Genomic DNA, 23,497 nt, shown 5'->3' with positions numbered 1-23,497 from the left:
GGGCGCACGCTGCTCGGCACGTGTCGTGCGCGGCTCGCCGCGGGATTCGACGGATTCGAAGATTTACTGGATTCTGTCAAGGTAATCCGGCATGGTCGGCGCATGCCTCAGCACACTCCCGTCGCCTTCGTCACCGGTGCCAGTCGCGGAATCGGCCGTTGCGGCGCCCTCGCCCTCGCCCGCGCCGGCTACGACGTGGTGCTCACCGCCCGTACCGTGCGCGAGGGGGAGGGGCGCGGCGGGCCCACGTCGTCCACCGCCGACCCCACGCCGTTCGCGATCCCCGGCAGTCTGGAGACCACCGCCGGCGAGATCGAGGCGCTGGGCCGGCGGGCGCTGCCGATCCGGATGGACCTGATGGACCGGCGGTCCATCCTCGACGCGTGCGACACCGCGCTGGGCACGTGGGGGCGCGTCGATCTGCTCTTCAACAACGCCATATACCAGGGCCCCGGCGCGATGGACCGGATCCTCGACCTGCCGATCGAGGCCGCACAGAACCTGCTCGTGGGCAACTACCTGCACCAACTGGTACTGATCCAAAGGTTGTTGCCGCACCTGTTGGAGCACCCGCGCAGTCACGTGGTGAACATGACGTCGGGCTCGGTCCGACTCGATCCGCCCGGCCCGGCCGGCGCGGGCGGCTGGGGGGTCGGCTACGCCGCGTCCAAGGCCGCGTTCGGGCGGGTCGCCGGCGTGCTGCACGCCGAGTATCGCGAGCGCGGGCTGCGCGCGTTCAACGTGGACCCCGGTTTCGTGCTCACCGAATCCCAGAAGGCGCGCGGATCCGGCGGCCACCTCCAGGCCAACTTCACCGCCGCCACGCCCGACATCCCGGGCGAGATCGTCGGCTGGCTGGCCACCGCCGAGGAGGCCGACGCACACGCGGGCACGACGGTGTTCGCCCAGCGGGTGTGGAAGGAACTGCATCCGGCGGACGCCTGAGCGGCGGGTCCGATGCCGCCGTCCGCCGTCGCGTGCGAGGGATCCGCGTCGCGCGACGGGACGAGCGCGCGGTGGTGGGCCGGCGGGTCCGGGCGAGCACGCCGTGGATAGTGTCGGGTGATGGCCACAGTCGTCGAACTCACCTACTACCCGATCAAGGGTTGCGCCGGGACGTCGTGCGATCGGGCGCTGTTGACCCGCGCCGGACTCGCCCACGACCGCGCCTTCATGGTGGTCGACACGAAAGGCGTCTACCGCACCCAGCGCCGCGATCCGCTCCTGGCGTCGATCCGCCCGGAGATCGACACCGCCGGCGAACGCCTCACCCTGCACCGGACCGGCGTCGCGCCGGTGACGATCGACGTGGACACCGCCGGTGTCCGGCGCGACGTGGACCTGTTCGGCAACCCGTTCCGGGGCATCGACCAGGGGGACGCGGTCGCCGACTGGATCTCGGACACGCTCGGCGTGGGCAGCCAGCTGGTCCGGGTGCCGCCGGAGCACGACCGGGTGACCGACGGCGCGATCCCGGGCACCGCCGGATACGCGGACAGTTCCCCGTTGCACGTGCTCTCCCGCGGCTCGCTCGATCTGCTCAACGCGCGACTGGCCCAGCGGGGCGAGTCGCCGCTGCCGATGAACCGCTTCCGGCCGAACGTCGTGGTCCAGGGGTGGTCCGAACCGCACACCGAGGACCGGCTCCGGCGGTTCGGCGTCGGCGAGGCGGAACTGGGCTACGCCAAGCTCGCGATCCGCTGCGCGGTCACGATGGTGGACCAGGTCGCCGGGACCAAGGCGGGCCCCGAACCGCTGCGCACCTTCGCCGGCTACCGCCGCGCGGCCGCGGGCGGAGTGGCCTTCGGCGCCAAGTTCGCCGTGCTGCGCCCGGGCAAGTTGTCGGTGGGCGACGAACTGGTGGTCGGCGAATGGGGCACGGCCGAGGTGTAGCCCGGGGCGGGACGAGCGGTGGAAGCCCCGGGGCCGGCCGCCGCCGGGCCGGCCGGGGTGGAGTGGGGTCGGGCCGGCCGAGGCCGGGCGGCCCGGGGTCCGCCGAGAGCGGGCGGGCCGAGAGCGGGCCGAGTCAGCCGATGTCGGACCGGCTCGGCAGGAGCACGACGCCGATGAACCGGGCGGTGCTCGCGCCGTCGTTGCGGTAGGAGTGCGCCCGGTCGGCCGCGAAGCGGGCGCACGCGCCGGCCGGGACGTCCACCCGCTCGCCGGCCACCTCCAGGGTGAGCACGCCGTCCAGGACGGTGAGCAGTTCGCGGACGCCCGCGCCGTGCGCCGCGCTGACGTGCGCGTCGCCGGGAGCCAGCGTCCAGCGCCACAGCTCGGCCGGGACGGGCGGGTCGCTGCCGATCAACAGGTCGCCGTGGCCGCCGTGTGCGCCCTGCCACAGCCGCGTCCCGCCGCCTGCCGGGACCACCTCGACGACCGGCGCCGGCGCCCCGTCGACCAGGCCGGTCAGCGGCAGGCCGAGCGCGTCGGCGATCCGGGCCAGGGTGAGCACGCCCGGGTTGCCCCGGCCCTGCTCGACGCCCACCAGAGCACCCTTGCTCAGGCCGCTGCGCGCCGCGAGCGCCTCCAGCGACCAGCCGCGCGCGGTGCGTGCGGCCCGGACGTTGGCCGCGATCGCGCGGCTGACCGCGGGTTGACCGGGATCGGCCAGCGGGTCATTATTCTGCTCCATGCGGTCTACTGTAATGGACCGCGGCCCGACCGGGTCGCCCAGTCGCGGAGGAGAACCCGAACGTGCTCACGTCCATCACCATCGACCCGGCCGTGCACGCGCTGCGCCCCGACGCGGTCGTGCTCGCGCTGGTCGCCACCGGACTGCCGGGCGGCCCCAGCGACGACGGCTCCCGCGCCGCGCTGGCCGAGGCGACCCTGTCGCTGCCCACCACCCCGCCCGAGGAACATCCGAACGTGGCCGCGTGGCGACAGGCGTACCGCGCCTTCGGCGCCAAGCCGCAGCGCACCCGCTGCTCGGTGGAAGCGCTGATGCGGCGCGGCGGGCTGCCCGAGGTCAACCGCCTGGTCGACCTGTACAACGCGGTCTCGGTGCGGCACGTGTTGCCGGTCGGCGGCGAGGACCTGTCGCGCTATCGCGGCGCGGCCCGGCTGATCCGGGCCGAGGGCACCGAGCCGTTCGAGGTCCTGGAGGCCGGGATCCCCGCGATCGACCACCCCGCGCCGGGCGAGGTGGTGTGGTGCGACGACGAGGGCGTCACGTGTCGCCGATGGAACTGGCGTCAGTGTGTGCGCACCCGGATCACCGAGCACACCACCGACGCGCTGTTCCTGTTCGAGCGGCTGGAGCCGATGACCCTGGACGCGTTGCACGAGGCGGGCGAGGATCTGGCCAAGCGGCTGCGCGACCTGTCCTCGTCGGTGCGGATCGAAAGCCGGCTGGTCGGCGTCTGACCGTTCGTCAGCGAGGCAACGGGCCGACGTAGACCCAGGCGCCGTCGTACCGGACGAACCGGCTGTGTTCGCGCAGCGTGTCCTGCTGCCCGCGCTCGAGGTAGGTCGCGATGAACTCGACGGTGCCTTCCTGGTGGAACGGCCCGCCGTCGGTGCTCGCGAGCACCTCCAGGCCCAGCCAGCGGGTGCGCTCGTCCAGGTCGAGGTGCTCCGGTCGGGTGTCGGGGTGCCACGTGCGCAGCAGGTAGGCCGCGTCGCGCACGGCGAACGCGCTGTAGCGCGAGCGCATCAGCGCCTCGGCGGTGGGCGCGGGGGAGCCGGCGTGCCGCGCGCCGCAACACGCGCCGTAGGTGTCGGGCAGGCCGCAGGGGCAGGGCGAGGCGGCGGTGACGGCGTCCGGTCGGGGCCGCGGGGTGCGTCGGGACATGCCCCGATTCTGGCCCAACCGGACCGTGCCGCGCCTACCCGGTGTGTTCCGGCGCCGAGGGGGTCGACGGCGCCGAGGGTGCCGAGGACCCGGAGGGTGTCGGCGGTGCCAGGCACGGCCCGGGCAACAGATCGCGGATCATCGCCTCCCACTCGTCGGTGCTGGGCGGCGCGTCGGTGAGCAGGGCCTGGATGAGCAGCCCGTCCAGTGCGCCGACGAACACCCGGACCCGGACCGCGTCGGTGGTGAAGCGCAGCGCGAAGTCGGTGACCGCGGCCATCCAGTGGTCGGTGGACTCGCGCAACTCCGGTCGCCGCGCGGCGAGCAGGAACAGCTCGTACTCGGCGACCAGCAGGCCCGGCGACGTGCAGATGTGGTTCAGGTGTTCGGCCAACGCGCGCCGGGTGTCGCCGGGGGCGGCGGCGATCGAGCGCACGTGGATCGCGTCCGCGGTCATGCACGACGTGAGCGCGGCGGTGAGCAGGTCGTCGACGCCGTCGAAGTAGTACGTGGAGGCGCTGGTGGGCAGGCCCGCCTCGCGCGAGACGGTGCGGTGGCTGACGCCGGCCGCTCCGTCTCGTTCGACCACCCGCAGGGTGGCCTCGATCAGCGCCCGGCGGCGGCGTTCGCCCTTGGCCCGGCGGCCGTCGACGACTTCCTCGATCAGTGGGATTCACCTTCTCGTACGGGGGTGACGCCGGTCGGCGAGCCGCCGACCGCGACGGTGGTCCCGCCCGCGCGCGGCGCGGTCCGGCGCAGCACACGGTATCCACCGAGAGCCACCGAGGCGGCGAGCAGGGCCGCGCCGACGGCGACGCCGAAGCCGGCCCGGGTCCCGAAGTGGTCCACGACCAGGCCGGACAGCGAGGAGCCGGCCGCGACGCCGATGCCGATGCCGGTGGTGGTCCAGGTCATCCCCTCGGTCAACCGCGCGGGCGGGACCAGGCGTTCGACCAGGCTGACGGTCAGGATCATGGTGGGCGAGATCGACATGCCCGCGAAGAACACGGCCACCGCGAGTGCGGGCAGGTTGCCGACCAGCAGCAGCGGCAGGATGGTCACGGCGGTGATGCCGACGCTGATCAGCAACATCCGGGGCAGCGGGGCGGCGAACTTGAACGCGCCGAAGGCGATCCCGGCCAGGCAGGAGCCGGCCGCGTAGGTGGCCAACACGAAGCTCGCCGAGCCGCGTCGGCCGTGCTCCTCGGCGAAGGCGATGGTGACCACGTCCACGGTGCCGAAGATGGCGCCGATCGCGATCAGGGTGACCACGAGCATCTGGAGGCCGCGGATGCGCATCACCGACGTGGTCCTGCCGGCGGCGCGCGGGTGCGGCGGGGGCTCGGTGCCGCGCTGCACGGTGAACAGCAGGACGCCGATGGTGAAGAAGGCGATCGCGGCCAGCGGGCCGGCCTCGGGGAAGGCGGAGACGGAGAGCTGGACGGCGATGATCGGTCCGAGGATGAAGCACAGTTCGTCGACCACGGACTCGAAGGAGAACGCGGTGTGCAGGTGCGGCGAGCCGCGGTACAGGACCAGCCAGCGGGAGCGGACCATGGCGCCCATGCTGGGCATGCAGCCGGCGGGTATCGCGCACACGAACAGGGTCCAGGCGGGGGCGTCGTAGCGCGCGCAGAGCAGGAGCGCGCCCAGCGCCATGACGCTGACGGCGGTGGCCGGGACGAGCACGCGGCTCTGCCCGTAGCGGTCCACGACACGGGAGATCTGCGGCGCGATCAGCGCGGTGGACAGCGCGAAGGTGGCGGCCACGGCGCCCGCGAGGCCGTACTCGCCGCGCAGTTCGGAAAGCATGGTGACGATGCCGATGCCGGTCATCGAGATGGGCATGCGGGCGATGAAGCCGGCTGCCGAGAATCCCTTGGCGCCGGGCGCGGTGAAGATTTCTCGGTAGGGGTTACGCACGGGAGTTCCCGTCGATAGGAAAATAAAGTGGGACGTTCGTTCCAGTTTCTATCACGGGGTGTGCGGTCCGCCAAGTCGCTTCGCGTCGGCGTTGCCTGGGCCCGACGTGCGGACGCGGCGGTCGGCCCCGGGGCCGACCGCCGCGTCATCGGTGCCGCGTGGCTCAGGCCGGGTCGACGGTCCAGTCCGGGTGTCCGGGCATCGGCGGCGTCTTGGCGCCGTACAACCACGGGTTCAGGAACGGCGCGAGGTCGCGGTGGGCCACCTCGGAGGCGAGGTGGACGTAGTCCGCCGTGCTCGCGGCGCGGCCGCGGAAGCGGCTGGTCCAGGCACGTTCGATCCGGGCGAAGGTGTCCGCGCCGACCTCGATGCGCAGCGCGTAGAGGACCAGCGCCGAACCGTCGTAGCGCATGCGCTTGAACAGGTTGGGCTCGGTGGGCTCGGCCGGCGCGCCGGTGTCCCGGCGCCAGATGTCGTGCTGCCGGTAGGTGTCGCGCATCAGCGCCTCCAGGTTGGCGCCGCCGTTCTCCTCGCTGTAGACGCGCTCGTAGTAGCGGGCGTGCCCCTCGCTCAGCCACAGGTCGGACCAGCGCTCCATGGCCACGCTGTCGCCGGTCCACTGGTGCACGAGTTCGTGCACCATGTTGCGTTCGGCGTTGATCTTGTCGCCGAGCAGGTCGGCCTTGGGGATCAGGGACAACGACTGGGTCTCCAGCGCGACGCCGAGGTCGGTGTCCGCCACGAGCAGCCCGTAGCTGTCGAACGGATAGGGACCCAGCCTGCTCTCCACCCAGGCCAGATGACGGGGCGTCAGCGAGCGGTACTGCTCGACCGGGTCGACCAGGTCCGGCGGTACCGCGTCGCGCAGCCGGGTGCCGTTGGTGGTCGGGCCGTCGATCAGCGTGTACTTGCCGATGGCGAGCTGGAAGAGTTGGCCCGCCACCGGCTGCCGGCTGTCGTAGGTCCAGCGGGTGCGGCCGGGCGCGATCGGACGCTTGTCCGTGAGGGTGCCGTTGGACAGCGCGGTGAGGTCGTCGGCGGCGGTGATGTTGACCGTGGTCCGGGCCCGCAGTCTCGGGTGGTCGTTGCTCGGGAAGATCATCTTGGCGCCGTCGGGCTGCGGGTAGATCACCGTGCCGTCGGGCGTGGGAATCCAGCCGAACGTCTCGATCGCGTCGTCGCGGTGCCGCTGCTGGGTGGGGTCGGCGGTGTACTCGACCCGGACGGTGAACGCGCGGCCCTTGCGCAGCGGGCGGGTCGGGGTGATCACCAACTCGTCACCCTCGCGGGTGGCGGTCGCGGTCGTGCCGTCGACCGTGACCCGGCCGAGCGTGTTGCCCGCGAAGTCGAGGTCGAACCGGGACAGCGCCTGGGTGGCGGTGGCCTTGACGGTGGTGGTCGCCGGGAACGCCGCGCCGGGCGCCCGCCAGTCGAAGTCCAGTGTGTAGTGGTCGACGCGGTAGCCGCCGTTGCCGCTCAGCGGCAGCAGCGGGTCGCCGATCCCGGGCGCGCCGGGAGTGGGCCGAGCGTCGCTCGCGTGCGCGCCGGCTGCGCCGGCCGCAGTGAGGGTGAGGGCGGTCGCGATGGCCACGAGGGCGTGTGGTGGACGTCTCATGCGCCCCACCCTGTGCCGGCTTCGTCGCTCGCGGTAGTGCCCGACGCGCGCTTTCACTCGGGTGGCCCGGTCGGTTCTAGGGGTTTGCTCGGATTCTCGGTGATCACACGAGGGAAACGGTTCCGCACGACCGCGCGAGGGCCCGGGATCCGGTGGCGGATCCCGGGCCCTCGCGCGGTCGGGTGCGGGTCAGGCGCGCTGTTCGGCCTCGCGTTCGGCGGCCTTCTCGGCGGCCTTGTCCGCCTGGAATCCGTCCTCGTCGCGGCCCTTGCGCCAGTAGCCGGAGAAGGAGATGTCGGTGCGCTCGACGCCGCGCTCGTCGACCAGGTGTCGGCGCAACTCCTTGACCACACCGGCCTCGCCGTGCACGAACGCGTGCACCCGGCCGGTGGGGAAGTCGAGCGCGCGCAGCGCTTCGAGCAGATCGGGACCGGCGTCGCGGGTGATCCAGGTGATGTCGAGATCGAGGTCGGGGTGGGTGGCCGGGACGGTGCCGGTGGGGGCCTCGTCGGACGTGCCCACCTCGAGGAGCGCGATCGCCTTGGCCGCGGCGGGCAGCCGCTCCAGCGAGGCGCTGATCGCGGGGTAGGCGCTCTCGTCGCCGACGAACAGGTGCCAGTCCGCCTCGGGGTCGGGGGCGTAGGCGCCGCCGGGACCGAGCAGCCGCACCGTGTCGCCGACCCGGGCACCGGCCGCCCACGGGCCGGCCAGGCCCTCGTCGCCGTGGTGCACGAAGTCGATGGTCAACTCGCCGGTGTTCGGGTTGTTCGCGCGCACCGTGTAGGTGCGGGTGCGCGGCCAGTCCTCGCGCGGGAGTTCGGCGCGGATGGTCTCCATGTCGAACGGCTCGGGGTAGTTCACCCCGGGCTGCGGGAAGAGCACCTTGACATAGGCGTCGGTGTAGCCGTTGTCGGTGAAGTGTCGGTAACCGTCGCCGCCGGCGACGATCCGGATCAGGTGGGGGCCGACCCGTTCGGTGCTGTGTACCTGAAGTTCGATCAGTTTGCGGGTCTTGCGTACCGGGCGTTCCGCCATGGAGCTTCTCCTCGCCGTGTCACCTGCGCTGTGCGACTTAGGTAAACCTAACCTGATCGCACCTCGAACCGTTCCCCGGGGGGCACCCCGGTCGCGTCGGGCACCCGACGGGACCCGCGCCCGGTGCCGCGTGGTCGCTCATCGCCACAGGGTCAGGTCGGCGCGCTTGGGCGGGCGTCCGTCGCCGGAGGAGCGACCGGTGACGCGGCGGGCGAGCCAGGGGCCCAGGTGGGTCCGGGCCCAGCGCATGTCGGCGCGCCGGCGATCCGTCCAGGCCTGCGGCGCGGCGGCGGGCAGCGGCGCGCGCCAGTCGAACCCGGCGGGCAGGCCCATCGCCTGCGCGGTGGCCTCGGCGACGCGCCGGTGTCCCTCGGTGGACAGGTGCAGGCGATCGTCGGCCCACATCCGGGGATCGTCGAAGACGCGGGCGGTGAACAGGTCGACCACGGTGGCGTCGTGCCGGGCGGCGACGGTGTCCACGAAGGCCACCAACTGCTCGATCCGCGGCATCAGTCGTGCCGACGAGCGCAGCCGGCGGGTGGGGTCGGTACTGCGGAACAGCACCAGGTGCGCGCCGCCGGCGGCGAGCTTGGCGGCGGCCTGTTCGAACACCGCGCACACCGCGCCGACGTCGCAGCGCGGGCGCAGCACGTCGTTGAGACCGCCGGCGAGGGTGATCAGGTCGCCGCCGAGCGCGACGGCGGCGTCCACCTGTTCGTCGGCGATCTGGCGGATCAGCTTTCCGCGTACGGCGAGGTTGGCGTGGCGCAGCGTGGGTGTGTCCAGGGCCAGCCGATCCGCGAGCAGGTCGGCCCAGCCGCGGTAGGTGCCGTCGGGGGCGAGGTCGGACATGCCCTCGGTGAACGAGTCACCGACCGCGACGAAGTTCGTGAAGGTGGGGTGTGGTGTGTGCATGGCCGGAAAAGCCTAGCCGCCGCGCGCGCCGATCCACGGGAGGAGGGGCCCGGTGCCGACCATTCGGCGGTGGGGTGCCGACCGCTCAGCGGCGGCGGGCCACGCCGAAGAAGTAGTCGCCCAGGAGCGACTTGCTGCCGAGCACGTCGAGCCCGTGCCGAGGGAGTTCGGCGAGGAAGCCCCGGTCGTCGAAGCGGTCCTCGGTGGGGTGGTCGAACAGGAACGCGAGGGTGGGTCGGGCGAGTGCGCGGGCGGTCATCTCGGAGAAGTAGAACCGGCCGCCGGGACGCAGCACCCGGCCGACCTCGGCCAGACACGCGCGCCAGTCGGTGATGTGGTGCACGATCGCGAAGTCGAACACGGCGTCGTAACTCGCGTCCGCGGCGCCGATGGTGCCGCGCAGATCGGTGGCCGAGCCCTCGACCAGTGCCACCCGGCTGTTGCCGTGCCAGCGCCGGCGGGCCTTGGCCAGCGACGCGTGGTCGAGGTCGATGCCGTCCACTCGGGCGGCGCCGAAGCGGTTCAGGATCAGCTCGATGCCCCTACCGGTGCCGCAGCCGATCTCCAGGGCGTGCGCGCCGGGGTCGAGCCGGCCGCCCAGGCGCAGCAGCAGCGGTGTCTCGTACCAGATCTGCGGGGCCCGCCGGAGGGGACTGGCGACGACGATCTTCTCGACCGTGTTCATCCGCATGGCGTACTCCCCCTGGTTGCCGAGCGTGATCGACGCTCCACGATGGGCCATGTCGTGGACGGCGTCAAGGACGAACGCGGCGAGCCGGGCGGGCCCTGCTGTCCGGCGGGCCGGAGGCGTTAGCCTTCGGGGTGTGGGTCGGTGGTGAGCGCGCCGAGTTCGCTGGGTGGGTGCCGGTCCGGGTCGCGGGTCGGTCGGGGCCGTGAGCCGAAGGTGGTGCGATGAGCCAGACCGCGATGACACGAACGCTGACGGTGTTGCTGGTGGAGGACGATCCCGGCGACGCGTTGATGATCGAGGAGGCGTTGCTCGATCGCGATGGCGGACACACGTTGTGTCGGGTCGCGGACGGCATGGAGGCGCTGGAGTGGCTGCGCGCGAGTCCTCGGCCGGACCTGGTGATCCTGGATCTGAACATGCCCCGGATGGACGGTCGCGAGCTGCTTTCGGCGATGAAGGCCGACGAGCGCTGGCGGACCATCCCGGTGGTGGTGCTGACCACCTCGGCCGCGCCCGACGACGTGCGGCACAGCTACGACCTGCACGCCAACGCCTTCGTGACCAAGCCGGTCGAACTCGAGTCGTTCCTGGAGGCGGTGCGCGGGATCGACGAGTTCTTCCTGGGCCTGGTGACCCTGCCGCGCGGGTGAACCGCGGCCGACGACCGGCCGTTCGGGCGCGGCCCGGTCACCCGGCCGGGGGGACCAGCAGGGCGATGCCGTCCAGCAGGCGGTCGAGTCCGAAGCCGAACAGCGAGTCCAGATCCAGTTCCACGCCCGGATCGCTCAGCGCGGCGGCGTACATCGGGAAGTGACCGCCGCGCAGGATCAGGTCCATCGCCTCGTCCTGCGCCTGCATCCATTCCTCGCTGGAGATGCCGGTGGCGCGCTCGGCCTCGAACTCGGCCGCGATGTTGACCGCGGTGCCGCGTACGTAGTTCAGCATCGTCACCGCGATGTGTATCACCACCCTCGGCGGCAGCCCCTCGAACTCGGCCATCGCCCACTCCACATGGGCCATGCCGCGCGGGGTGGGCAGCGGGCGGGTCATCGACATGACGTGGGCCAGCCACGGGTGCTCGCGGTACATCCGCCATTGCAGCCGGCACGAGGTCTCCAGACGGGCCCGCCAGCCCACCCGTTCGTGGGACGGCAGGGGGATTTCGCCGAACACGCTGTCGGCCATCGCCGCGAGCAGGTCCTCCTTGCCGGGCACGTGCCGGTACAGGGTCATCGCGGCCACCCCCAGTTCGGCGGCGATCTGCCGCATCGACACCGCCGCCAGGCCGCGTTCGTCGGCGATCGCCACGGCCGCCGAGACGACTCGCTCGCGGGTGAGTTCGGCCTCGGTGCGCGGGGGGTGCACCGAGGGTACGGCGATGGCCGCGGTGCGCGGGCGATCCGGCCGGTCGGCGCGGGCCGACCGGTCGGGGTGCTCGGCGACCACGGTGCCGACGCCGCGTACGGCGCGCACCAGTCCGGCCTCGCGCAGTGCGGTCAGGACCTTGGTGGCGGTGGCCATCGCCACGCCCCATTCGGCGGTGATCGCCCGGGTGGAGGGGACCCGGTCGCCGGGCCGCAATTCGCCGGTCTCGATCCGGCGGCGCAACTCGGCGGCGATCCGGAGCGAAGGGGCGGCGGGGGGCACGGGATTCGGGGCGGAGGCCGGCGTGGTGGGTCGTGCCATCGGGGGCTCCCGGGGCTTGTCGGGGCATGGGGGCGGCGGTCAGTGCACTATAGGGCACGTTTGCCGTCGAGGTAGTGCACCAGTCTGAGTGTACTACTTGGAGAAGTCTTTATTTGCGGGGAACTTGGCTTCGTTGCACTGGTCCTGCGGAGGTGCTTACTCTGTACGCGTCGAAGCGTACGCCGTATAGGTGCACCAGTGGGGGAGAGTTCCATGACGACCATCGAGACATCCGAGCAGTCCGGGTCCGGGCCCGGAGCGTTGGCGGGGCGGCGGGAGTGGCTCGGGCTGGCCGTCCTGCTGCTGCCGTTGCTGCTGGTGAGCATGGACGTGTCGGTGCTCTACTTCGCGGTGCCGTTCATCGGCCGCGCGCTGGAGCCCACCGGTACGCAGCAGTTGTGGATCCTGGACATGTACGGCTTCGTGCTCTCCGGCCTGTTGATCGTGATGGGCGCGCTCGGCGACCGGATCGGCCGGCGCCGACTGCTGCTGGTGGGCGCGGCGCTGTTCGGCGGCGCGTCACTGGCCGCGGCGTACGCGCACAACGCGGAGACGCTGATCGCGGCCCGGGCGTTGCTGGGCGTGGGCGGCGCGGCGTTGATGCCGTCCACCCTCGCGTTGATCCGCACCATGTTCGCCGACCCCAAGCAGCGCGGGACCGCGATCGCGCTGTGGACCGCCGTGATGACCGGCGGGATCTCGCTCGGGCCGATCCTGTCCGGTCTGCTCGTCGAACACTTCTGGTGGGGCTCGATCTTCCTGATCAACGTGCCGGCGATGGCGATCCTGCTGTTCCTGGTCCCGGTGTTCGTTCCGCGCCATCGCGGCCTGGCGCAGGGGCCGTTCGACCTGATCGGCGCGGTGTTGTCGCTGGGCACGCTGTTGCCGGTGGTCTACGGCATCAAGGAGATCGCCCGCTCCGGCGCGGCCACGCTGCCGGTGTTGAGCATCGGTTTCGGGCTGGTCGTCGGCACCCTGTTCGTGCGCCGTCAACTCACCACCGCCCACCCGCTGTTGGACCTGGAACTGCTGCGCATGCGGGCATTCGGCGGGTCGGTGGTGGCCAACGTGCTGTCGATGTTCGCGATCGTCGGCTTCGCCATCTTCACCACGCAGTACCTCCAGTCGGTGCTCGGGATGAGCCCGCTGCGGGCCGCGCTGTGGAGCCTGGTGCCGTCGGGAGCGGTGGCCGTGGCCACTCCGGTGGCCACCGTGCTGGCCCGCCGGATGGATCGGGTCTGGGTGATGTGCGGCGGGTTCGTGCTGGCCGCGGGCGGCTTCACGGTGCTGGCCGGGGCACGGTCGGACTCCTCGTTGGGGCTGTTGCTGGGTGGGTCGGCGGTGTACGCGGCGGGCGTGGTCGCGGTGATGACGCAGGTGACCGAGATGGCGATGGGCGTCGCGCCGGCCGACCGCGCCGCGTCCGCCTCCGCGGTGCTGGAGTCGGGGAGCGAACTCGGCGGCGCGTTGGGCATGGCGTTGCTCGGCACGATCGGCGACGCGGTCTACCACCGGGCGATGGCCGACACGGCGCCCAGTGGCCCGGCCCGGGAGACGCTCGGCGGGGCGCAGGCGGTCGCGGCGGACCTGCCGGGGGACTCCGGGCGAGCGTTGGTGGACTCGGCGCGGGACGCGTTCTGCGACGGGATGAACGCGGCGGCGATCGGGGCGGCCGTGGTGATGGTGGTCGCGGCGGCCTATTGCGCGCGCTTCCTGCGGGGCGTGCCGGTGGCGAACGCCGGTGCGGAGGAGGGGACTTCGACGCCGGTGGCGGCTTCGGTCGCGGAGCGGGACAAGGCGGAGGCCGGGGTCGGGGAGGCGGTGGACGCGCGGGGGACGTGCGGTCGGTGAGCGGCCGTGTGAAGGGCGGGGTGGACGGCCGGCGGTGAACGGCGGGTTGGACCGCCGGTGGTGAACGGGGCGGCGGGGACGAGGACGCGGTCGGCTCGGTGCCGGCCGCGTCCTCGTCCCCGCCGCCGCGTTACCCGCCGCCCGCGTTCCGAGTCGGCTGTCGGGTGTCGCCGCGAGGTTCGGCCGCGGTGTTCGTCGCGGGTCATCTCCGGGTGCAGGCGCGGGCGGTGTGCACGGTCGTCGCGGCGAGGTAGAAGGCGTCCGGACGCCACAGGATGCCGGTGCCGGCGTCGGTGTCCAGCAGCGCGTCCAGCGTGGCGCGGTCCTGCGCGTCGAGGCGGTCGGCCAACAGGGCCCGGCGCTGCGTCAGTTCGGCGTGCAGGTGTTCGCGGGGCGCGGCGTCCAGCGGCGACGGCAGGTCGATCAGGAACGAGTGCGAACCGGTGGGGACCAGGCCCGCCCGGGCCAGCATGGCCGGCCAGTCCTCCACCGCGGCGCGGGTGCCGGGCAGTGTCGCGCGCAGTTCGGCGAACCAGTCCTCGTGCGCGGCGTCCAGGCGGGCCTGGAGGCCGGGTCGGCCGATGCCGATGTCGCGGGGCAGGAAGCGCGGGGACAACCCGCGTTCGACGACCGCGATCACGCCGCCCGGGCGGAGTACGCGGGCCAGCGAGTCCAGGGCGGCCTGTTGGTCGCCCAGGTGGTGTACGACGTCGCCGGCCCAGACCAGGTCGGCGCTGCCCAGGGCGCCCAGGTCGGCGGGCAGGTCGACGCGGTGGGTGCGGACCCGGTGGCCCAGCCCCTCGCGCCGGGCGCGGACGCCGGTGCGTACCCGCAGGGCCGTGCTGGGTGCGCCGGCGACCACTTCGGCGTTGGGGAAGTAGCGGGCCAGCAGGCAGGAGGCGACGCCGGGGCCGCCGCCGAGGTCGAGGATGCGGTCCACCCGGGCCAGCGTGTGGTCGCCGTGCAGCGCGAGGTCGCGCAGACGCGCGGCGGCCTGTTCCAGGAACGGGGCGTGCAGTTCGGCTTCGCGTTCGAGGTATCGAGCGTCCGCGTCCCGATACGGGTCGTCGGGGCCGGGGTGGGTGGTCATCGCTGGTTCTCCCGAGGTCGGGGCGCTCATTGCCGTGGGCGGCCGGGTCGATCGTCCGTGTCGCGGGGGACAACGTCGGCACATGGGCGCGGTAATCCACGTCGGTGGGAACGGTCGGCCGCGATGTGGTCGGCGGCGGTGGCGGTTCCGGTACGTTGCCGGGCAGGACGGATGCGTCGTTCGGCGCGATGCACGCGTGGTGCGGCAGGACGACTGCGGGGAGAGTGGGATGTCGGTGTCGGAGTCGCGGCGGACGGTGGACGACGCGGTCGCGTGCCGGGCGGAGATCGTCCGGTTGCATGAGCTGATCGAGGGTCTGCTCACCGGCGCGAACCGGGATTCGGGCGGATTCGCGCTCGCGCACGCCCCGGGTTTCACGCTGGTCGAACCCGGCGGTGGCACGCTGACCCGGCCGCAGGTGCTCGCGATGGTCGACGGCGCGCGGGGTGCGGTGCCGGGGCTGCGGATCACCATCGAGGACGTGCGCGTGGTGGCCTCGGCGGGCGAGTTCGTGGTGGCGGCGTACCGCGAGGTGCAGGTGCGTGCGGACGGCGGCGGCGACACGCGGGCCGCGACGGTGGTGTTCGAACGCGACGCGGCCACGGAGCACGGCTTGCGCTGGCGGCATCTGCACGAGACCTGGGTCGAGCGCACCTGAACCGGAGCCGTTGTGCTCGCGTCGGGCCGGCGGTGGGGATCGAAGGTGCTCGCGTCGGGCCGGCGATGCGGGACCGAAGACGAACCCTAGGGTCGGGGCATGAGTGACGAGATCGTCTACAAGCTGGTGGGCACCGAGGAATGGACGGCCGCGCTGCGGCGCGGGGCGTTCGAGGGAGCCGGGGTCGACCTGGTGGACGGGTACGTGCACCTGTCCACGGGTGCGCAGGTGGCCGAGACGGCGCGGCGCCACTTCGCCGGCCGCGACGCGCTGACCCTGGTCGCGGTGGATCCGGCCGCGCTCGGCTCGACGCTGCGCTGGGAGCCCTCGCGGGGTGGGGAATTGTTCCCGCACGTGTACGGCGCCGTGCAGCCGGCCGCGGTGGTGTGGACCGCGCCGCTGGACCTGCCCGCTGCGCCGGATGGCGACACGGTCGCCGAGGCCGTTCTGAGGGTGCTGCGGGCGCACGGCGGCTGATCGGCGGGCAGCCGGGCCGGCCGGGAGATCGGTGTTCGGTGATCGCACGGGGGCGGGCACACCCGGGCGCCGGCCGCCCGGGTGTTCGCCCGGGGCGGGCGGCGCGTGCGTGCGGGTCGGCGTCGGGGGCGCGTCGAAGTGGGGTTATTCGGGGAGGGATTGCCCCGAGAGGTTGCGCAGGTTGTCGAGTTGCTCCCAGTGCCGGGCGATGCGCTCGCGGCCCTGCGGGGTCAGCGCGACGTTGGTGTTGGGCTTGCGGTGAACGAACCGCTTCTCGATGGTGATCAGTTCGGCCTCGGCCAGCTTGGTCAGGTGGCTGGAGAGGTTGCCCTTGGTCAGCCCCGTCACGCGCTGGAGGAAGACGAAGTCGGCGGATTCCACCGTGGACAGCACCGTCATGATGGCCAGCCGGCCCGGCTCGTGGATCAGCCGATCGACGATCGGCCCGTCGCTAGGCGTCGACATCGCCGTCGCCGAGGTCCGGTGCCCGGTCGGGGGCGAAGGTGCGTTCGAGCGCGGCATGATCGAGGACTCCCGTCACCATGGTTGCCACGCCGACGAGCATAAGTCCCACGTTGATCCTGGCCGTCGGCCCCACATAACCCCAGATCGGCAGCAGGGCGACCACCACGAGCGTGCCCCAGACGGCCACGTGGTGCGGCCTCGGCCGCATGGCGACGGCGTAGGACGCGAACATGACCACCGCGAACACGGCGGTGGTCGCGGTGAGCGGCAGGTCGACGTTCCAGTCCAGACTCACCGCGCCCGCGACCAGGGCCGCGCCGACGGCGGCGGTGACCGCGGCCCGCGTGCGGTCGCGGCTCGAAGGGGTGATCCGCCCGAAGGTCTCCGTGTAGTAGCGGTTGATCCACAGGTAGGCCGCCCCGGCCAAGACCATCAGGCCGCCGACCGCCCAGGTGACCCAGGCGTGGTCCAACGGCCCCCACCTCGTGTTGGAAAGCCCGGCGACGACGAGCAACACACCGGCCGGAATCGAGAGCAGTCCCCTCAGGTAGGAGTAGTTCGCCGCCGCGGACTCGAGACTCGCACGATCCATCGCGCCCCTCCCAAACTGGTTTGTGTCACAGACTCTACGGCTTGCCGAGCACATTGCAAACAGGTTTGCGACACAAACCTGAAGGTGTCGGTTGAGGAAGCGGCGGGGTGGGGTGCTTGGCCGGCCGAGGGGGCGTGGGCGAACGCACGCGGCGGGAAAAAACGTACCCGCGTGGAGTGACCTGGCTCACAAACTGTCACAACACTCGATCAGGAGGTGTCTTGAGGCCGAACACCTGAAGACCGGAGGAGACACCATGAGCGGCAACACCGATGTGGTCGTGATCGGCGGCGGATACGCGGGTGTCATGGCGGCCAACCGCCTGACGCAGCGCGACGACGTGACGGTGACGCTGATCAACCCGCGCCCGAACTTCGTCGAGCGGATCCGCCTGCACCAACTCGTGGCCGGGTCGCACGACGCGGTCGTCGACTACCCGAAGGTCCTGGGCGAGGGCGTGCGCCTGGTGGTCGACAGCGTGACCCGGATCGACCCGGCCGAACGCAGCGTGCGCCTGGCGACCGGCGGCACCATCGGGTACGACTACCTGATCTACGCGGTGGGCAGTGGCAGCGCCGACCCGCGCGTACCCGGAGCGGCCGAGTTCGCCCACCCGATCGCCGGGCTGGAGGAGGCGCGGCGGCTGCGGTCGATCGTCGACGCCGCGCCGGCGACGGCCGCGGTGACCGTGGTCGGGGCCGGTCCGACCGGCATCGAGACGGCCGCCGAACTGGCGGAGGGCGGTCGCGCGGTGACCCTGGTCTGCGGCGGGGTGCTCGGCCCGTACCTGCACCCGCGGGGGCGGCGCTCGGTCGCCCGGCGGCTTGCCGCACTCGGGGTGACCGTGCTCGACGGCCCCGACACGAAGGTGACGGCGGTGACGCGCGACGCCGTGGAACTCGGCGACGGCCGTGAGGTGCCGAGCGAAGTGACCATCTGGACCGCCGGGTTCGGCGTGCCGGACCTGGCCGCGCGCAGCGGGCTGCGCACCGACGCCCTGGGCCGGCTGCGCACGGACGAGACGTTGACGAGCGTGGACGACCCGCACATCGTCGCGGCCGGGGACTCGGCGGCGCCCTCGGACCTGCCGCTGCGGATGAGCTGCCAGGCCGCGATGCCGCTGGGCGCGCGCGCCGCCGACACCGTGCTCAGCCGGATCGCGGGTGAGCAACCCGCGGTCCTCAACCAGGTGTTCGCCGGCCAGTGCATCAGCCTGGGCCGCCGCGCCGGCATCTTCCAGTTCGCGCACCGGTACGACGTCGCGCTGTGGTTCCACATCGGCGGTCGTCCCGGAGCCAGGCTCAAGGCCCTCGTGTGCGACGGCACCGTCAAGCACCTGGCCGGCGAGGCGGGCAAGCCCGGTTCGTACGGCCTGCACCGGGTCTCGGGAGGTGCCAAGCGCCGGGAACTGTTGCGGGCGCGGCGCGACGAGGCGCCGACCACCGGTACCGGCACGGCGGCCGGGGCACTTCGCGGCGAGGCCGGCGGCGCCGGCCGGCTCGACGAACAGACAGCCTGATCGATCGGGCACTCGTGGTCGATCCGTGCGCCCACGACGCCTCAGCAGCGCATCCCGTGCGGCCACACCCTCGTCGCGGGGCGTCGCCGCACGAGATGCGATCATCGGCGGTCCCGCGCGTGGCGGACCGTCGCCGACCTGGCGCCGCACAGGCGAAGGAGAGGGAGCCAGATATGAGCGAGCACACCGGTGACCAGGCGACGGAGACCTTCATCGCGCACCGCAACCTGCTCTTCACCGTCGCCTACGAGATGCTCGGATCGGCGGCCGACGCCGAGGACGTGCTCCAGGAGACCTGGTTGCGATGGGTCGAGGTCGACCTGGAGCAGGTGCGCGACCCGCGCGCCTACCTGGTCCGGATCACGACCCGGCAGGCGCTCAACCGGCTGCGCACCATGAAGCGCCGCCGGGAGGCGTACGTCGGCCAGTGGCTGCCGGAACCGCTGCTGACCGCGCCGGACGTGGCCGAGGACGTCGAGCTCGCCGAGAGCGTGTCGATGGCGATGATGCTCGTCATGGAGACGTTGTCGCCGACCGAGCGCGCCGTCTTCGTGCTGCGCGAGGTCTTCGACGTCGGCTACGACGAGATCGCGGCCGCCGTGGACAAGAGCCCCGAGGCGGTGCGCCAGATCGCGCACCGGGCCCGCCGGCACGTCGACGCCCGCCGCCCCCGCCAGTCGGTCTCCCCGAGCGCGGCCCGTGCGGTCGTGGCGGCGTTCCGGCGCGCGCTGGAGACCAGGGACATGCAGGGTCTCCTCGACGTGCTCGCCCCCGAGGTCGTCCTGGTGAGCGACGGCGGCGGCGTCAAGCGGGCCGCGCTGCACCCGATGCTCGGCGCCGACAAGGTGGCCCGCTTCTACATCGGCGGCTCCGGCAAGCTCGACGGCACGCTCACCTGTGAACCCACTGTGGTCAACGGCAACCCGGCACTCGTCGTGCGCTTGGACGGCGTCGTCGACGGCGTCATGGCGGTCCGGATCGAGGACTCCCGCATCATCGGCCTCTACTACGTCCGCAACCCGGAGAAGCTGAACCGCGTCGCATCCGAGACCCCGCTCACCCTGCGCTGAGGAGCGGGGGCGGGGGGACGGCTACGGCTACGGTGTCGCGGAGGGGATGGGGGCGGGGTTCGGGCGGGCCGGGGCGTGGTCGAGGGTGATGCCGAAGAGGTCGCGGTAGGCGGCCAGGAGGGCGGCGTCGTCGGCGAGGGGTTCCTCGCGGCGTTCGGATCCGGTGGTGCGGACGATGGTGCGGTCGGAGATGGTGATCCGGCCGTCCGGGGTCGGGCGCGAACACAGCGGGGCGCGGGTGAAGTGCGAGGTGGGGGCGGTCTGGTGCCACCAGCAGCCGGTCACGAAATCGCGGAGTTCGCGCGGGCGGGATTCCAGGCGGTACTGGAGCACGCCGTCGTGCAGCACGTCGAGATCGCCGTGTTCACCGTTCTCGTGGTCGAGGATTCGGAACACCCCTCCCGGGTCCTCCTGATCGGTGCGCACGTCCAGGCGCAACGGATGGTGGGTGAACCGGCCGAAGCCGACGTCGACGAGCCACGGTTCGTCCAGGTCGACGCGCAGCGCCAGGTGGTCGAACGGGATCCCGACGCGGCCCTCGTCGCCGTACGTGCGCCCGGCGAGCAGGGTGACCCGGTAGCCGAGCGCGCGCAGGAGGGCGGCGAACCCGCCGCCGAGTTCGTAGCAGAAGCCGCCGCGCCGCCGGTCCAGGAACTTGGCCAGGATCGCCTCCTCGGTGAGCTCGACGGGCCGACCGAGGTGGATGTCGAGGTTCTCGAAGGGCACCGCGAGCAGGTGCCGCCACTGGAGGTCGGCCAGGGCAGCCGCGTCGGGACGCGCCGGGCGGGCGGCGTCGAGAAGGGCCAGGTAGGCGTCGGCGCGATCGCGGTCCATCGGGTCTCCGTGCTGTGAGTGCGTGCGGCCGATCATGCCGGCCGGCCCCCGTCATGATCATGCCGACGCCGCTCGGCACGCGTCGCGCGGGGAGACCCCGACGACACCGCAGCGGCGATCCCGAGCACCCGCGCCCCCGAATCCCGGCGCGCCGGGTGTGGTTCGCCGTCCGTCGGGGCAGGTGGGCGGCCCTCGGGGGCGGGAAAATCGGGCGACACGGTTCGGGATGTGGGGACATCATGCGGGAGTGGTCGTCGCGCCCCCTCGCGAGTGCCGGCCCGATCGTGACGTTGGTTCCCGAAAGGTTGTCGTGCAGGCCGTACATGCGATCACTCCCGCCGCGTTGCCCGAGGTTCTGTTGCATACCGCGCTGGTGCGGCCGGTGTTCGTGTGGGGCGCGCCCGGGATCGGGAAGTCCTCGCTGGTACGGGACTTCGCCCGATCGCTCGGACTGGAATGCGTATCGTTGCTCGGCACCCAGCTCGCTCCCGAGGACCTGATCGGCGTACCGCAGATCGTGGCCGGGCGCAGTCGATTCTGCCCGCCCGAGCAGATCGCCCGAGACGAGCCGTACTGCCTGTTCCTGGACGAACTCAACGCCGCCTCACCGGATGTGCAGAAGGCGTTCTACTCGCTGATCCTGGACCGCCGGATCGGTTCGTACACGCTGCCGGCCGGCTCCGTGGTGATCGGCGCGGGCAACCGGGCGAGCGACAACGCGCTGGCCCGGCCGATGTCCTCGGCCCTGATCAACCGCCTGGTGCACGTACACCTGCGCGCCTCGGCCGGCGACTGGCTGGACTGGGCCGCCGCGCACGGCATCCACCCCTGGGTGCTGGACCACGTGCGGGCCCGCCCGGACCACCTGTGGAGCGCACCGCCCAAGACCGAGGAGCCGTTCTCCACGCCGCGCGCGTGGCACATGCTCTCCGACGGGCTGTACTCGTTCGGCGCCGACGTCGTCGACGAGCACGTGCGGATGCTGGCACACGGCACGCTCACCCCCACCCACGCCGCCGCGTTCCTGGGCTATCTCAAGACCGTGCGCAACGCCTACGGCCTGGACGCCATCGTCAAGGGCGACGCCCGCTGGCCGGCCGCGCCCGCCGACCGCGACCTGCTGTTCTTCCTGGTGGAGAGCTTTCGCGCGCGCCTGGCCAAGGACCTGCCCGCGGACCGTCGACACGTCTCGCCCGCACTGCGCGAGTTCGCCTACCGGGCCAAGGCCCTCCTGGTCGAACTCGCCGAGATATCCCTGGAGATGGCCCAACTCGTGATCGCCGAGGACGACACCGGCGCCGCCCCGCTGCCCGCGTGGTTCCTCGTCGAGACCGCCCGCGACCTGCCGCGCCTGGTCGGCGCGCGGCGCTGACGAGCCGCGCCGATGTCCGCACGCCGCGCCCGAAACCCCGCCGCCGACCACGCCGAGCGGGTCCTCAAGGCCCGCAACGCCGGCTGGAAGCTGGCCTGCGTCCCGCCCCTGGACCATGTCGGACGCTTGATCACGCACAGCTACGCCCCGCACGGCCCGGGCGAGTTGGGCCACATCACCGACGACGGCATCCTGGTCGTCGACCGGCACCGCTACGTGCCACCCGCGCTCTGGCGCCGCGCGTACACCCACCTGTTGCTGCACCTGGCCCTGGGCCACCTCGACGCACACACCCTCGCCGAGGTCGGTCTGGGCGATCCGGCCGCCGAGATCGACGCGGCGTACAACACCGCGTGCTGCGTCGCGGTCCACCGCTTCGCCGCCGGCCTGGGCGTCGGCACACCACTGGACGAGTTGCCCGAGCTGCCCGCCGGCGACGAGCGCGAACTCACCGAGCGCTGGCGCCGCGACGGCGTCCCCGAGGCGCTGCGCCGGATCGGCGCCAACGGCACCTCGCCCTGCATGCGCCGCGAACCGCCGCCCGCCCCCACCGACCCGGCCCCCCGGGACTGGCCCGCCGTGTTGGCCCGCGGCCTCGTCGAGATGGTCGCCTCCTCGCTCGACGACGCCGCCGGCGAGCGCGCCGGTCGAACCGCCCGCGCCGAAGGCCCCTGGGATCGGGCGCTGGCCTGGTTCGTCTCCTCGTACCCGCTCCTGGGCGCCCTCGCCGCCGGCCTCACGATCGTCGCCGACCTCGAACTGGCCCGCTCCTGGGACATCACCATCGCCGCGGTCAGCCCCGAGCACGGCGAGATCTACGTCAACCCGCACGCCGGCCTGAGTACCGAGGAATGGCGATTCGTGCTCGCCCACGAGATGTTGCACGCCGCGCTGCGCCACGACCGCCGGCGCGAGCACCGAGACGCGCACCTGTTCAACGTGGCGTGCGACTACGTGATCAACGGGTGGCTGGTGGAGATGGGCGTCGGGGTGCTGCCGCACGGGCTGCTGTACGACCCGCGGCTGGCCGGACTGTCCGCGGAATCGGTGTACGACACGCTCACCACCGACCTGCGCCGGGCCCGCAAACTGCGCACCCCCGGCTCGCGCGAGCACGGCGACGTACTGGGCGAGTGGCTCTCCGAACCGGCCGCGGCGGCCCGGCGGTCCAGCCGCCGCGGGTCCTCGGGACCGATGCCGTGGGAGCGCGGGCCCGGCGGTTCGTTCGTCGACCTGGACGCGTTCTATCGACGCGCGCTCAGTGCCGGGCTCGCCTACCACGACCCGGGCCGAGGGCTGCTGCCCGCAGGTCTGATCGAGGAGATCCGCACGCTGGAACAGCCGCCGCCCGCGTGGGACGTTCGGTTGGCCCGGTGGTTCGACGAGCACGTGCGTCGGCCGGAACCGGTGCGCAGCTACGCGCGGGCGAGCCGCCGGCAGGCTTCCACGCCGGACATCCCGCGCCCCGGGCGGATCCGGCCGCAGGACGTCGACCGGCTGTGTACGTTCGGCGTGGTGCTGGACACCTCCGGATCGATGGACCCGGCGCTGCTGGGCAAGGCGCTGGGCGCGATCGCCTCCTACGCGACCGCGCGGGACGTACCGGCCGCGCGCGTGGTCTACTGCGACGCCGCCGCCTACGACGCCGGGTACCTGCCGGTGGAGGACATCGCGCACAAGGCGCGGGTGCGCGGGCGCGGCGGCACGGTGCTGCAACCGGGGATCCGCCTGCTGGAGCGCGCCGACGACTTTCCCGCCGACGGCCCCATCCTGGTGATCACCGACGGCCACTGCGACACCCTCCGGATCCGCCGCGAACACGCCTTCCTGACCCCGGCAGGCGCCCGCCTGCCCTTCACACCCCGCGGCCCGGTGTTCCGCGTCCGATGAGGCGATCGAGCCACCCGC

The 23,497-nt window shown here is 72.7% G+C and carries 24 protein-coding genes; 11 read left to right on the top strand and 13 right to left on the bottom strand.

Annotation, left to right across the window (positions count from 1 at the left end):
- Nucleotides 1–102 precede the first annotated feature (102 nt).
- Together OG948_RS04100 and OG948_RS04095 are read left to right on the top strand one after the other, a co-directional pair.
- The gene (locus tag OG948_RS04100) at nt 103–945 is read left to right on the top strand and encodes an SDR family NAD(P)-dependent oxidoreductase (protein ID WP_406293912.1); all 843 of its coding nucleotides are present in this window, start codon (nt 103–105) and stop codon (nt 943–945) included.
- 120 nt (nt 946–1,065) lie between these two features.
- Complete coding sequence (locus tag OG948_RS04095; RefSeq protein ID WP_406293910.1) at nt 1,066–1,893, top strand: MOSC domain-containing protein; 828 nt, start codon at nt 1,066–1,068, stop codon at nt 1,891–1,893.
- Between the two features lie 133 nt (nt 1,894–2,026).
- Here OG948_RS04095 and OG948_RS04090 read toward each other — a convergent pair whose 3' ends face one another.
- On the bottom strand, nt 2,027–2,635 hold the full coding sequence (locus OG948_RS04090) for a helix-turn-helix domain-containing protein (protein WP_406293909.1): 609 nt from the start codon (nt 2,633–2,635) through the stop codon (nt 2,027–2,029).
- A 62-nt stretch (nt 2,636–2,697) separates the two neighbouring features.
- Between OG948_RS04090 and OG948_RS04085 the strand changes: the two genes are divergently transcribed.
- Nucleotides 2,698–3,369: a B3/4 domain-containing protein gene (locus OG948_RS04085; protein WP_406293907.1), complete on the top strand. Its 672-nt coding sequence runs from the start codon at nt 2,698–2,700 to the stop codon at nt 3,367–3,369.
- A 7-nt stretch (nt 3,370–3,376) separates the two neighbouring features.
- On the opposite strand, the gene OG948_RS04080 is transcribed toward OG948_RS04085, so the two are convergent.
- The 7 genes from OG948_RS04080 to OG948_RS04050 all read right to left on the bottom strand — a co-directional run bounded on the left by OG948_RS04080 (nt 3,377) and on the right by OG948_RS04050 (nt 10,026).
- On the bottom strand, nt 3,377–3,796 hold the full coding sequence (locus OG948_RS04080; protein ID WP_406293905.1) for a YchJ family protein: 420 nt from the start codon (nt 3,794–3,796) through the stop codon (nt 3,377–3,379).
- A 34-nt stretch (nt 3,797–3,830) separates the two neighbouring features.
- A complete protein-coding gene (locus OG948_RS04075; protein WP_406293903.1) occupies nt 3,831–4,385 on the bottom strand; it encodes a TetR/AcrR family transcriptional regulator in 555 nt (184 codons plus the stop codon).
- 74 nt (nt 4,386–4,459) lie between these two features.
- Nucleotides 4,460–5,719 (bottom strand): MFS transporter, encoded by a 1,260-nt coding sequence (locus OG948_RS04070; protein ID WP_406293902.1) that lies wholly within the window; start codon nt 5,717–5,719, stop codon nt 4,460–4,462.
- Nucleotides 5,720–5,882: 163 nt separating this feature from the next.
- Nucleotides 5,883–7,334, bottom strand: a complete 1,452-nt coding sequence (locus OG948_RS04065) for a M1 family metallopeptidase (RefSeq protein ID WP_406293901.1) — start codon at nt 7,332–7,334, stop codon at nt 5,883–5,885.
- Between the two features lie 189 nt (nt 7,335–7,523).
- Nucleotides 7,524–8,369, bottom strand: coding sequence for a siderophore-interacting protein (locus OG948_RS04060; protein WP_406293899.1), 846 nt, complete (start codon nt 8,367–8,369; stop codon nt 7,524–7,526).
- Nucleotides 8,370–8,507: 138 nt separating this feature from the next.
- A complete protein-coding gene (locus OG948_RS04055) occupies nt 8,508–9,284 on the bottom strand; it encodes an SGNH/GDSL hydrolase family protein (RefSeq protein ID WP_406293898.1) in 777 nt (258 codons plus the stop codon).
- An 85-nt stretch (nt 9,285–9,369) separates the two neighbouring features.
- Nucleotides 9,370–10,026 carry a class I SAM-dependent methyltransferase gene (locus OG948_RS04050; RefSeq protein WP_406293896.1) on the bottom strand — a complete coding sequence of 219 codons (657 nt, stop codon included), beginning with the start codon at nt 10,024–10,026 and terminating at the stop codon, nt 9,370–9,372.
- A gap of 170 nt (nt 10,027–10,196) precedes the next feature.
- Here OG948_RS04050 and OG948_RS04045 point away from each other — a divergent pair, with 170 nt between their 5' ends.
- Nucleotides 10,197–10,625: a response regulator gene (locus OG948_RS04045; RefSeq protein ID WP_406293894.1), complete on the top strand. Its 429-nt coding sequence runs from the start codon at nt 10,197–10,199 to the stop codon at nt 10,623–10,625.
- Nucleotides 10,626–10,662: 37 nt separating this feature from the next.
- Here OG948_RS04045 and OG948_RS04040 read toward each other — a convergent pair whose 3' ends face one another.
- Nucleotides 10,663–11,661 carry a TetR/AcrR family transcriptional regulator C-terminal domain-containing protein gene (locus OG948_RS04040; protein ID WP_406293892.1) on the bottom strand — a complete coding sequence of 333 codons (999 nt, stop codon included), beginning with the start codon at nt 11,659–11,661 and terminating at the stop codon, nt 10,663–10,665.
- Between the two features lie 213 nt (nt 11,662–11,874).
- Between OG948_RS04040 and OG948_RS04035 the strand changes: the two genes are divergently transcribed.
- Nucleotides 11,875–13,512, top strand: coding sequence for an MFS transporter (locus tag OG948_RS04035; protein ID WP_406293890.1), 1,638 nt, complete (start codon nt 11,875–11,877; stop codon nt 13,510–13,512).
- 202 nt (nt 13,513–13,714) lie between these two features.
- Here the strand turns inward: OG948_RS04035 and OG948_RS04030 are convergent, their stop codons facing one another.
- Nucleotides 13,715–14,602, bottom strand: a complete 888-nt coding sequence (locus OG948_RS04030) for a class I SAM-dependent methyltransferase (protein ID WP_406293888.1) — start codon at nt 14,600–14,602, stop codon at nt 13,715–13,717.
- 229 nt (nt 14,603–14,831) lie between these two features.
- On the opposite strand from OG948_RS04030, the gene OG948_RS04025 reads away from it, so the two are divergent.
- Together OG948_RS04025 and OG948_RS04020 are read left to right on the top strand one after the other, a co-directional pair.
- Nucleotides 14,832–15,260: a DUF4440 domain-containing protein gene (locus tag OG948_RS04025; protein ID WP_406293886.1), complete on the top strand. Its 429-nt coding sequence runs from the start codon at nt 14,832–14,834 to the stop codon at nt 15,258–15,260.
- Nucleotides 15,261–15,359: 99 nt separating this feature from the next.
- A complete protein-coding gene (locus OG948_RS04020) occupies nt 15,360–15,737 on the top strand; it encodes a DUF952 domain-containing protein (RefSeq protein ID WP_406293884.1) in 378 nt (125 codons plus the stop codon).
- A gap of 144 nt (nt 15,738–15,881) precedes the next feature.
- Here the strand turns inward: OG948_RS04020 and OG948_RS04015 are convergent, their stop codons facing one another.
- Together OG948_RS04015 and OG948_RS04010 are read right to left on the bottom strand one after the other, a co-directional pair.
- Nucleotides 15,882–16,202, bottom strand: a complete 321-nt coding sequence (locus OG948_RS04015) for a winged helix-turn-helix domain-containing protein (protein WP_406293883.1) — start codon at nt 16,200–16,202, stop codon at nt 15,882–15,884.
- On the bottom strand, nt 16,189–16,794 hold the full coding sequence (locus tag OG948_RS04010) for a hypothetical protein (RefSeq protein ID WP_406293881.1): 606 nt from the start codon (nt 16,792–16,794) through the stop codon (nt 16,189–16,191). Before OG948_RS04010 ends, OG948_RS04015 begins: the two co-directional genes overlap by 14 nt.
- Nucleotides 16,795–17,050: 256 nt before the next feature.
- Between OG948_RS04010 and OG948_RS04005 the strand changes: the two genes are divergently transcribed.
- Entirely contained in the window at nt 17,051–18,313 is a 1,263-nt protein-coding gene (locus OG948_RS04005; protein ID WP_406293879.1) for an NAD(P)/FAD-dependent oxidoreductase, read from the top strand.
- Between the two features lie 173 nt (nt 18,314–18,486).
- Nucleotides 18,487–19,383, top strand: a complete 897-nt coding sequence (locus tag OG948_RS04000; RefSeq protein WP_406293877.1) for an RNA polymerase sigma-70 factor — start codon at nt 18,487–18,489, stop codon at nt 19,381–19,383.
- A 27-nt stretch (nt 19,384–19,410) separates the two neighbouring features.
- Here OG948_RS04000 and OG948_RS03995 read toward each other — a convergent pair whose 3' ends face one another.
- A complete protein-coding gene (locus OG948_RS03995; protein WP_406293876.1) occupies nt 19,411–20,217 on the bottom strand; it encodes an arylamine N-acetyltransferase in 807 nt (268 codons plus the stop codon).
- 310 nt (nt 20,218–20,527) lie between these two features.
- On the opposite strand from OG948_RS03995, the gene OG948_RS03990 reads away from it, so the two are divergent.
- Together OG948_RS03990 and OG948_RS03985 are read left to right on the top strand one after the other, a co-directional pair.
- Nucleotides 20,528–21,589: an ATP-binding protein gene (locus OG948_RS03990; protein WP_406293875.1), complete on the top strand. Its 1,062-nt coding sequence runs from the start codon at nt 20,528–20,530 to the stop codon at nt 21,587–21,589.
- Nucleotides 21,590–21,601: 12 nt separating this feature from the next.
- Complete coding sequence (locus tag OG948_RS03985; protein ID WP_406293873.1) at nt 21,602–23,479, top strand: DUF2201 family putative metallopeptidase; 1,878 nt, start codon at nt 21,602–21,604, stop codon at nt 23,477–23,479.
- The last annotated feature ends 18 nt before the right edge of the window (nt 23,480–23,497 follow it).

Origin of the sequence: Embleya sp. NBC_00888 (assembly GCF_045207655.1) — a bacterium.
Lineage (GTDB): Bacteria > Actinomycetota > Actinomycetes > Streptomycetales > Streptomycetaceae > Embleya.
This window is presented reverse-complemented; position numbering and strand designations above follow the sequence as displayed.

What these genes read in the sequence shown, in the direction of transcription:
- OG948_RS04100 (WP_406293912.1), top strand. Translation starts at nt 103, where the DNA reads ATGCCTCAGCACACTCCCGTCGCCTTCGTCACCGGTGCCAGTCGCGGA.
- OG948_RS04095 (WP_406293910.1), top strand. Translation starts at nt 1,066, where the DNA reads ATGGCCACAGTCGTCGAACTCACCTACTACCCGATCAAGGGTTGCGCC.
- OG948_RS04090 (WP_406293909.1), bottom strand. Translation starts at nt 2,635, where the DNA reads ATGGAGCAGAATAATGACCCGCTGGCCGATCCCGGTCAACCCGCGGTC.
- OG948_RS04080 (WP_406293905.1), bottom strand. Translation starts at nt 3,796, where the DNA reads ATGTCCCGACGCACCCCGCGGCCCCGACCGGACGCCGTCACCGCCGCC.
- OG948_RS04065 (WP_406293901.1), bottom strand. Translation starts at nt 7,334, where the DNA reads ATGAGACGTCCACCACACGCCCTCGTGGCCATCGCGACCGCCCTCACC.
- OG948_RS04060 (WP_406293899.1), bottom strand. Translation starts at nt 8,369, where the DNA reads ATGGCGGAACGCCCGGTACGCAAGACCCGCAAACTGATCGAACTTCAG.
- OG948_RS04055 (WP_406293898.1), bottom strand. Translation starts at nt 9,284, where the DNA reads ATGCACACACCACACCCCACCTTCACGAACTTCGTCGCGGTCGGTGAC.
- OG948_RS04050 (WP_406293896.1), bottom strand. Translation starts at nt 10,026, where the DNA reads ATGGCCCATCGTGGAGCGTCGATCACGCTCGGCAACCAGGGGGAGTAC.
- OG948_RS04045 (WP_406293894.1), top strand. Translation starts at nt 10,197, where the DNA reads ATGAGCCAGACCGCGATGACACGAACGCTGACGGTGTTGCTGGTGGAG.
- OG948_RS04040 (WP_406293892.1), bottom strand. Translation starts at nt 11,661, where the DNA reads ATGGCACGACCCACCACGCCGGCCTCCGCCCCGAATCCCGTGCCCCCC.
- OG948_RS04035 (WP_406293890.1), top strand. Translation starts at nt 11,875, where the DNA reads ATGACGACCATCGAGACATCCGAGCAGTCCGGGTCCGGGCCCGGAGCG.
- OG948_RS04030 (WP_406293888.1), bottom strand. Translation starts at nt 14,602, where the DNA reads ATGACCACCCACCCCGGCCCCGACGACCCGTATCGGGACGCGGACGCT.
- OG948_RS04025 (WP_406293886.1), top strand. Translation starts at nt 14,832, where the DNA reads ATGTCGGTGTCGGAGTCGCGGCGGACGGTGGACGACGCGGTCGCGTGC.
- OG948_RS04020 (WP_406293884.1), top strand. Translation starts at nt 15,360, where the DNA reads ATGAGTGACGAGATCGTCTACAAGCTGGTGGGCACCGAGGAATGGACG.
- OG948_RS04015 (WP_406293883.1), bottom strand. Translation starts at nt 16,202, where the DNA reads ATGTCGACGCCTAGCGACGGGCCGATCGTCGATCGGCTGATCCACGAG.
- OG948_RS04010 (WP_406293881.1), bottom strand. Translation starts at nt 16,794, where the DNA reads ATGGATCGTGCGAGTCTCGAGTCCGCGGCGGCGAACTACTCCTACCTG.
- OG948_RS04005 (WP_406293879.1), top strand. Translation starts at nt 17,051, where the DNA reads ATGAGCGGCAACACCGATGTGGTCGTGATCGGCGGCGGATACGCGGGT.
- OG948_RS04000 (WP_406293877.1), top strand. Translation starts at nt 18,487, where the DNA reads ATGAGCGAGCACACCGGTGACCAGGCGACGGAGACCTTCATCGCGCAC.
- OG948_RS03995 (WP_406293876.1), bottom strand. Translation starts at nt 20,217, where the DNA reads ATGGACCGCGATCGCGCCGACGCCTACCTGGCCCTTCTCGACGCCGCC.
- OG948_RS03985 (WP_406293873.1), top strand. Translation starts at nt 21,602, where the DNA reads ATGTCCGCACGCCGCGCCCGAAACCCCGCCGCCGACCACGCCGAGCGG.